Origin of the sequence: Burkholderia sp. Se-20378 (genome assembly GCF_017104665.1) — a bacterium.
GTDB lineage: Bacteria > Pseudomonadota > Gammaproteobacteria > Burkholderiales > Burkholderiaceae > Burkholderia > Burkholderia lata.
The window spans coordinates 19,171-28,062 of record NZ_JAAGPG010000060.1; the positions used below are offsets into that span (position 1 = coordinate 19,171).

7 protein-coding genes and 1 pseudogene are annotated in these 8,892 nt (G+C 67.7%); 5 read left to right on the forward strand and 3 right to left on the reverse strand.

The window, feature by feature from the left end; translation table 11 throughout:
* The first annotated feature begins 2 nt into the window (after positions 1 to 2).
* The 5 genes from G3N93_RS10055 (at position 3) to G3N93_RS10075 (ending at position 7,066) form a co-directional block, all read left to right on the forward strand.
* Positions 3 to 959: an alpha/beta fold hydrolase gene (locus G3N93_RS10055; RefSeq protein ID WP_174938201.1), complete on the forward strand. Its 957-nt coding sequence runs from the start codon at positions 3 to 5 to the stop codon at positions 957 to 959.
* Positions 960 to 1,145: 186 nt separating this feature from the next.
* Positions 1,146 to 2,567, forward strand: coding sequence for a coniferyl aldehyde dehydrogenase (locus G3N93_RS10060; protein ID WP_174932469.1), 1,422 nt, complete (start codon positions 1,146 to 1,148; stop codon positions 2,565 to 2,567).
* A gap of 29 nt (positions 2,568 to 2,596) precedes the next feature.
* Positions 2,597 to 4,267 (forward strand): GMC family oxidoreductase, encoded by a 1,671-nt coding sequence (locus G3N93_RS10065; RefSeq protein ID WP_206132933.1) that lies wholly within the window; start codon positions 2,597 to 2,599, stop codon positions 4,265 to 4,267.
* A 129-nt stretch (positions 4,268 to 4,396) separates the two neighbouring features.
* Positions 4,397 to 6,091 carry a long-chain fatty acid--CoA ligase gene (locus tag G3N93_RS10070; protein ID WP_206132934.1) on the forward strand — a complete coding sequence of 565 codons (1,695 nt, stop codon included), beginning with the start codon at positions 4,397 to 4,399 and terminating at the stop codon, positions 6,089 to 6,091.
* Positions 6,092 to 6,340: 249 nt separating this feature from the next.
* Positions 6,341 to 7,066, forward strand: a complete 726-nt coding sequence (locus tag G3N93_RS10075; RefSeq protein ID WP_241026488.1) for a hypothetical protein — start codon at positions 6,341 to 6,343, stop codon at positions 7,064 to 7,066.
* A gap of 205 nt (positions 7,067 to 7,271) precedes the next feature.
* On the opposite strand, the gene G3N93_RS10080 is transcribed toward G3N93_RS10075, so the two are convergent.
* The 3 genes and pseudogenes from G3N93_RS10080 to G3N93_RS10090 all read right to left on the reverse strand — a co-directional run.
* A complete protein-coding gene (locus G3N93_RS10080; protein ID WP_206132935.1) occupies positions 7,272 to 8,093 on the reverse strand; it encodes a hypothetical protein in 822 nt (273 codons plus the stop codon).
* The gene (locus G3N93_RS10085) at positions 8,065 to 8,505 is read right to left on the reverse strand and encodes a hypothetical protein (RefSeq protein ID WP_174932477.1); all 441 of its coding nucleotides are present in this window, start codon (positions 8,503 to 8,505) and stop codon (positions 8,065 to 8,067) included. Before G3N93_RS10085 ends, G3N93_RS10080 begins: the two co-directional genes overlap by 29 nt.
* Before the next feature lie 58 nt (positions 8,506 to 8,563).
* Positions 8,564 to 8,892 (reverse strand): annotated as a pseudogene (locus tag G3N93_RS10090) (RND transporter); the annotation flags it as partial.

Sequence of the window (8,892 nt, forward strand, 5' to 3'; positions counted from 1 at the left end):
TCATGACGATTCACACGATGGAAGCAAACCAGGACGCATTCTGCGACCTGCCGGGCGGCGTGCGTCTCTGCTATCGCGTCTACGGGCCCGTCCACGGCGAGCCGTTGCTGCTGATCGCGGGCATGACGCTGCAATTGACCTTCTGGCCGCTGGCGCTGATCGACGCGCTGATTCAATGCGGCTATCGCGTGATCGTGTTCGACAATCGCGATGTCGGCCGCTCGTCGCGCGTCCCGCGGCCGGGGCCGAGCGTGCTTCGCCAATTCCTGCGCTGGCCGGTCAAGGACGGCTATGACCTGGAAGACATGGCGCAGGACACGATCGGCCTGCTCGACAGCCTGCAGTTGAAGCGCGTGCACGTCGTCGGCATGTCGATGGGCGGCATGATCGGGCAGGTGCTCGCCGCGCGCCATCCGCAACGCGTGCTGTCGCTGACCTCCATCATCTCCACGACCGGTGCGCGCAAGGTCGGCCAGCCGGCCATGTCGAGCATGCTGATGCTGACCGCGCCGCCGCCGCGCACGCGCGAAGCGGCGGTGGAGCAGTACAGCCGCATCATGGCCCACATCGGCACGCAGGCGTATCCGGCGGACGACGCTGCCCGACGCGCCTATGCGGCCCACGCGTGGGATCGCGGCGAGCAGGCGCGCGACCACGAGAGCACGACTCGCCAGATCGGCGCGATCATCAAGTCAGGAGACCGGACCCACGAAATCCGCCGGATTCAGGCGCCGACGCTGGTCGTGCACGGCGATCGCGACCTGCTGGTCGCGCCGAGCGGCGGCGTCGCGACCGCTGCCGCGATTCCGGGCGCGGACATGGTCACGGTGCGCGGCATGGGGCATGACATTCCCGACGGCGTCGTGCCGCTGCTGACGAGCCTGATCGATGGGCATATCCGGCGCCGTGCGACGCCCGCTGCGGCGGAACCCGTGCGCACCGGCAGGCATATCGCGTGAGCCGGTTCGCCTGCGGCACGCGACCGGCGCGCGGCGTCGAGCGTAACGTCAAGGCGTAGCGCTCGCGTCATTGCCGGCCGCCGAGCCGACCCTAGTCGCGTGAATCGCGTGAAGACCAGGAACATTCTGCAAGACGCTTGTCGTGATGCGACGGAATCGCACGATCGACGGGCAGGAGGAGACACCATGCACCAAGGCTACCCGACTGACCTCGCGGCCCGCTTCGAGCGCCAGCGCCGCGCGTTCGCGCTGGAGCCGAACCCGGCGCTGGCCACCCGGCTGGCGCGTCTCGACCGGCTGGCTGCGTGGCTCGATGCGCACGAGCACGACATCGTGCGCGCCATCGATGCCGATTTTCAGGGCCGCTCCGCGCACGAGACGCGGCTGGCCGAGGTGTTCATCGTGCGCGCGGGCCTCCGCCACGCGCGCCGGCACCTGAAGCACTGGATGCGGGCGCGCCGTGTGCCGACCGCGCTGCATTTCCGTCCCGGCCACAACCGGCTGATGCCGCAACCGCTGGGGGTGACGGGCATCATCTCGCCGTGGAACTACCCGCTGCAGCTTTCGCTGGGGCCGGCACTCGCTGCGCTCGCCGCGGGAAATCGCGTCTTGATCAAGCCGTCCGAACTCACGCCCGCGCTGTCCGACCTGCTCGCGTCGATGGCGCGCGACACCTTTGCGCCGGACGAACTGGATGTCGTGGTGGGCGACGTCGAACTCGGCAAGGCGTTTGCCGGCCTGCCGTTCGATCACCTGTTCTTCACCGGCTCGACCCAGGTCGGGAGGGTCGTCGCGCAGGCGGCCGCGGCCAACCTGACACCCGTGACGCTGGAGCTCGGCGGCAAATCGCCGGCGATTCTCGATGCGTCCTGCAACGTCGCGGTTGCCGCGCAGCGCATCGCGTTCGGCAAGCTGCTGAACGCGGGCCAGACCTGCGTCGCGCCCGATTACCTGCTGGTGCCCACCGGAACGGCCGACAGCGTCGCGTCGCAGCTGACGCGCGCAATCGCACGCCTGTATCCGACGCTCGCGGCCAATCCCGACTACACGGCCATCATCAGCGAACGTCACCGCGCGCGCCTTGCCGACATGGTCGACGAAGCGCGTCGCGCAGGCGCGCGCATCCTCGAAGTCAACCCGGCCGGCGAAACGTTCGGCGCGTCGTCGCGCAAGTTCGCGCCCACGATCGTGATCGGCGCGCCGGCCGATACGCGGCTGATGAACGAAGAGATCTTCGGCCCGGTTCTGCCGATCGTCGAATACGCGAACCTGGACGATGCACTCGCCTACGTGCAGGGCCGCGCGCGTCCGCTGGCGTTGTACTGGTTCGGCGAAGACGCGTCGCGCCGCGATCGCGTGCTGCGCGAGACGGTATCCGGCGGCGTGACGATCAACGACTGCCTGTGGCACCTGGTGCAGGAGAACCAGCCGTTCGGCGGCGTCGGGCAGAGCGGCATGGGCGCTTATCACGGCCAGTGGGGCTTCGAGACCTTCAGCAAGCTCAAGCCGGTGTTTCACCAGACCCGCTGGAACGGCGCGGTGCTGTTCCATCCGCCGTACGGCCGCGTCTTCGACCTGCTGCTGCGCACGCTGTCGCGTCTCGCGTGACTTCCGAATCCTGTATCGAGAGAAAGGCCATGAATCATCAATTCGACTACATCGTCGTGGGCGGCGGCTCGGGCGGCAGCGTGGTGGCAGGGCGCCTGACCGAAGACCCGAACGTCAGCGTCTGCCTGCTGGAAGCGGGGGGCAGCGGTGACGGCGCGGTCATCAACATTCCGGCGGGCATGGTCGCCATGCTGCCGACCCGCCTCAACAACTGGGCGTTCAAGACGGTGCCGCAACGCGGGCTCGACGGGCGCGTCGGCTACCAGCCGCGCGGCAAGGCGCTGGGCGGTTCGTCCGCGATCAACGCGATGGTCTACATTCGCGGCCATCGCAGCGACTACGACACGTGGGCCGCGCTCGGCAATCCAGGCTGGTCGTACGACGAAGTGCTGCCGTACTTCCGCCTGAGCGAGCACAACGAACGCATCGACGACGCGTGGCACGGCCAGGGCGGCCCGCTGTGGGTCAGCGACCTGCGCTCCGACAACCCGTTCCAGGCGCGCTTCCTGGCGGCGGCCCGCCAGGCCGGCCTGCCGCTGACGGACGATTTCAACGGTGCGCAGCAGGAAGGCGTCGGCATCTACCAGGTCACGCAGAAGCAGGGCGAACGGTGGAGCGCGGCGCGCGGCTATCTGCTCCCGCACGTCGGCAAACGCGCCAATCTTGCCGTCGAAACGCACGCGCAGGTCCGGCGCATCCTGTTCGAGGGCAAGCGTGCCGTGGGCGTGGAAGTGCTGCAGAACGGCGCGCTGAAGACGTTCCGCGCGCGGCGCGAAGTGGTGCTGGCAGCGGGTGCGCTGCAAACGCCGCAACTGCTGATGCTGTCCGGTGTCGGCCCGTCGGACGAACTGGCGCGCGTCGGCATCGACACACTGCACCACTTGCCCGGCGTAGGCCGCAACCTGCAGGATCACCCCGACTTCATTCTCAGCTACCGCACGCGCAGCCTCGACACGATGGGCGTCTCGGTGGGCGGCAGCGCGCGGATGCTGCGCGAGATCATGCGCTTTCGCCGTGAGCGGCGCGGCATGCTGACGTCGAATTTCGCGGAAGGCGGCGCATTCCTGAAGACGCAACCGGGCCTCGATGCACCCGACATCCAGCTGCATTTCCTGGTCGCGCTGGTCGACGACCATGCACGGCGCATGCATCTCGGCCACGGGCTGTCCTGCCACGTGTGCCTGCTGCGCCCGCGCAGCCGCGGCTCGGTCACGCTGCGCAGCCGCGACCCGGCCGACGCGCCGCTGATCGATCCCGCGTTCCTCGACGATCCGCGCGACCTGGAGGACATGGTGGCGGGCTTCAAGATCACGCGCGGCCTCATGGAGGCGCCCGCGCTCGCGGAGTGGATCACGAAGGACATGTTCACGCGCGACGTGCACAGCGACGACGAAATCCGCGCGGTGCTGCGCAAGCGCGCGGATACCGTCTATCACCCGGTCGGCACCTGCCGGATGGGACAGGACGCGATGGCCGTGGTCGATCCGCAGTTGCGCGTGCATGGCCTCGACGGGCTGCGCGTCGTCGATGCATCGGTGATGCCGACGTTGATCGGCGGCAACACCAACGCGCCCACCATCATGATCGCGGAGAAGGCGGTCGACCTGATGCGCGGCGTCAGTCGGGTGGCGTCCAAGGTGCACGCGACAGCGGCGGAAACGCACCGGTTCACGACGTCGGGCATCGAGACCGGTCGATAGGGTGACGATCCGACTGATTTTCGCGTCGAACCTTCACTCGACCAACCGAATGCGTGCATGCAGCCGAGGGACGACGCGTCCCGCCGATGCCCTTTATCACCCGCAGTTTTGACGAAGCGTTGCCGAACCATGTCTACCATCCGATCGCCATTCTGGCCCGCGCACCTGGCCACGCGTCAGGCCCCGCCCGCAACCCACCTGTTCCGTCAAGCGGAGGCCGCGGCGGCGCGCCATCCCGACAAGCCGTTCATCCTGTTCTACGACACGCCCGTCTCGTTCGCACGTTTCCAGCACGAAGCCGAGCACGTGGCGGGTTTCCTGCAGCAGCGTTGCGGCGTGAAGGCGGGCGACCGCGTGCTGCTGGACATGCAGAACAGCCCGCAATGGATGATTGCGTACTACGGCATCCTGCGTGCGAACGCGGTGGTCGTGCCGGTCAATCCAATGAACATGACCGACGAGCTGGCGCATTACATCGAGGACAGCGGCGCGAGCACGGTGATCGTCGCGCAGGACCTGTATCCGCGCATCGCGCCGCTCGTGGGCAGTGCGGGCGGCCTCGCGCATGTCGTCGTGGCGACGTATGGCGACTACGTGGCGCAGCCTTCGGCCGTCGCGGTGCCTGATTTCGTGGCCGCGCCGCGCCACGTCGACGGGCCCGGCGTGATCCACTGGAGCGATGTGCTCGCCGAGCAGCTGAAACCCGGCGAGCTGACGGCGGGCCCTGACGACATCTGCGTGATGCCCTATACGTCCGGCACGACGGGCAAGCCGAAAGGTTGCGTGCACACGCATCGCAGCGTCATGTGCACGGCGGCCGGCTTCGTCGACTGGTTCGACGATCCCGAAGACGCGATCCACCTGGCGGTGCTGCCGCTGTTCCATGTCACCGGCATGCAGGGCGGGCTGAACGGCCCGCTGGTTCGCGGCTCGACCGTGGTCGTGCTGCCGCGCTGGGATCGCGATGCCGCGGGCCGCGCGATCGGCCGCAACCGCGTGTCCGTGTGGCAGTCGATCTCGACGATGATGGTGGATTTCCTGTCGAACCCGAACCTGCACGAATACGACCTGTCGAGCCTGCGCTCGATGCGCGGCGGCGGCGCGGCGATGCCGGACGCGATCGCGCGCAAGCTCAAGGAGTCGGTCGGGCTCGATTACGTCGAAGGCTACGGGATGTCGGAAACGATCGCCGCGACGCACATCAATCCGCCGGCCCACCCCAAGCCGCAGTGCCTCGGCATCCCGGTGTTCGACGTCGATGCGCGGATCGTCGATCCGGTCACGTTCCAGCCGGTGCCGCAAGGCGAGGTGGGCGAGATCGTCGTGCACGCGCCGCAACTGATGCAAGGGTACTGGCGCAATCCGGAGGCCACGAGGCAAACGTTCGTCGAGATCGACGGCAAGCGCTTCCTGCGCACCGGCGATCTCGGGCGCATCGACGCGGACGGCTACTTCTTCATGGCCGACCGGTTGAAGCGGATGATCAACGCGTCGGGCTACAAGGTGTGGCCGGCCGAAGTCGAGACGATGATGTACCGCCATCCGGCGATCAAGGAAGTGTGCGTGATCGGCACGCGCAGCGCGCATCGCGGCGAGACGGTCAAGGCCTTCGTCGTGCTGGATCCGGCGTACCCCGACGGCGTGACGCCCGACGACGTGGTGGCATGGGCGCGCGATCATATGGCGTCCTACAAGGTGCCGCGCATCGTCGAATTCGTCGAGTCGCTGCCGAAATCCGGGTCGGGAAAGATCATGTGGCGCGAGTTGCAGGAAAGGGAAGAGGCGGCTGCTGCCGCTGCCGTTCAAGGAGACGCAGTGGCATGACGTGCGTGCGATGCGTCAATCCGTGCATGGTCACGCGGGTTGCATGCTTCGTACGTTGCACTGAATGAAGCAGCCACGAGGGAATTTCCTCGTGTGCCGCGTCGATTTTATGTTTGTCATATCGACCTATCGTTGTTGATGTGAACTACTTTTGGGTGGCTCGGGCGGCTGTGTCGCGCGACCGGGGCCGTCGCTTCTTATCGAATGGTTCTCCACGCGGGAACCGGGCATGGTGTGCGGAGAAAGAGAATGAGGAACGATTCATACAAGGTCATGCGCTTCACGGCGTGGAGCGCGATCGTCGGCGGCCTGCTGGCCTACGCGAACGTGGGGCTGGTGTCGATGGTGGCCGGCACGGATACCGGCATGTTGCTGCACGGCGCGACGATGCTGAGCCTGCCGTCCGAAACACGCGACCTGTTTCGCTTGTCGATGCTGGCCGACGTGTTCGGGTTCTATCTCGCGGTGCTCGTGATCGGCGGGTACTTCGTGCATACCTTCAAGGATGAACTCGGCGCGCTCGGCACCATGATCGCGTTCGGGATCGGCGCGTACGCGGTGCTCGGCATCACCGGCGCGGCACTCCAGCTGTCGGTGCTCGATCCACTGGCGCACATGTATGCGGGCGGGGACGACGCAACGCGGGCCGCTGCGGCCGCCGCGTGGGCGACGGTCGCCAACGGCACGCAAAGCGGGCTGTGGTGGGCCGAAGGCCCGCTGGTGTTCTTCTGGGCGCCGATTGTCGCCAATCATCTGAAGAAGGCCGGCTGGCGAGGGGCGTTCCTGTTGAAGATCGTTGCCTGGCTTTTCGCGATCATCTTCGTCTCCGGATTCTTTCCGGAATTCGAAGCCGTGACGGGGGCGGGCGAGATCGTCGTCGTGCTTCTGCTGCCGTTGTGGATGATGGGGTTCGGCTGGCAGTTGCTGCGTCGTGCCGGTCGGCATGTGAAAGCGGGGGCGATGGTTGCCGGGTAAGGGCGCGACCGGAGCGATGCCGGGGGGCGTGGCCAGGCATCATCGGGAGGGGCGCGACATCACAGGGCGTGTACGCCCCCTCGCGTCGAAACCACCCGCTCCCATAACCGGCTCCCTTCACACACTCCCATGAACGGCTCCCATCGCCGATTCCGAAGGCGGGAATCGCCCACGCACGCAGCCCGCGAACCCGGAAGCCGGCCTGTCAGGCCGTGACCGAGGTGGCCTCAGCGCGTACCTTTGCCGCCCGCAGATGCTGATCGCGATCAGCCAGCCAGTCTTTCCGCTCGCCGCGCCAGCCCACCGCGTGGATCCGATCCATCTGGCGTGCGGCAACGGTCGCCGCACAGGCCAGGCCCGAGAGCGGGATATCGAGCAGGCGCCAGTGGCCGGCATGCGGCGTATCGACCTCGCGGAATGCCCCCGCGAGTGGCGGCAGCGAATCGAGCGTCGCGCCGTGTCCGCTCCCGCACGCATTCGAGATGCTGTCCAGCCGCAACTGGTCGCGCGATACCGGATCGGCGAGCGCGCTGGTCTGCGCCATGCCCAGCCCGATCGGGCCACGGGCGATCGCGATGACGATCCAGATCCCGGCATGGCCGACCACGACGTCGAGCCCGTCAAGCGGGTCGCAGTCCGCGACCGCGATATGGTCGGCATCGCGGTCGATCAACGTCAGTTCGTCGGCCGCACGGCCGGCCAGCGTTCCCAGGATCGCGCGCAGCGCCGACCGGCCGATTGCGAAGCGGCGGCCGTGCACGCGGTTCGGATGCGTGCGGGCACGCCGCAGTTCCGCCTTCGACAGGTAGAGATGGCCGCGCTCGCTGGTGACGAGCTGCCATTCGCCGCGCAGTCGCCACAACAGGATTTCGCCGGGATCGGGGAGCCGCGACGGACATGACGCAAGTGTGTGCGAGCCCGTGATCGTCAGGGTGGGATAGCGCATGCCGGCCCTCGTGTCGGTGGTGAATGCAACGTGGCGTGGCGCACCGGCCGCGTCATGCCTGTTGTCCGGCCGGTCGTGCATCGTTCCCCGACGGCTGCCGCGTGAGCCGTGCGGCGAGCGAGACGGCCTGCCCGAACGACGCCACCGCGTGATGCGGAATCCCGAATGCCTTGACGGCGACTTCGCCTTGCGCGGTCACTTCCGCGCGACGGTCGGGATCGGGTTCGACGCTGACGAGCGCCTTGCAGACGGCGCCCAGCGCCTCCTTGTTCTGCTTGAGCCAGACCGCGCGATGCTTGCGGTCGTCGTGGCTCTCGTCGGTATCGAGCTCGACGTAGACGATCACGAACGGCTCGCCGTGGCGCATCAGCGTATCGATCTCGCCTTCCCAGCGGGGCGCATAGCCCGGCGTCGCGTGTTCGGCGCGAAACACGCAAACCGGAAAGAGTTGGATGTCGTGTAACGCGAAATCATTCGGATTGAGAGCGGGCATCGAGATTTCTCCGGTGGATGAGCGACGCCGAAGCGTCGGGGCGGTCGTAGGGCGGCATTCAATGCGCGCTCGCTTGCGGCGCGCCGGCCTGCGCGACCGGCGGCGCGTCGCGCCAGCCGACGCCGAGCGACTTGTAGAGCGCGATCGCGCCTTGCACCTGCGCGAGCCGGCTGAGTGCGAGCGCATCGCGTGCGCGGTACGTCGCGCGCTGTGCGGTGAGGACCGACAGGTATTCGCCGAGGCCGTTGCGGTACAGCCGCGTCGCACGCGACTGCGCGTCCTGGCTGCTGTCGACCGCCGCGGCGAGCATGGCCTGCTGGTCGCGCGCGGCGCCGATCGCCACCAGCGCGTCCTCGACATCGCGAAACGCGCTGCGGATGCGCTGCT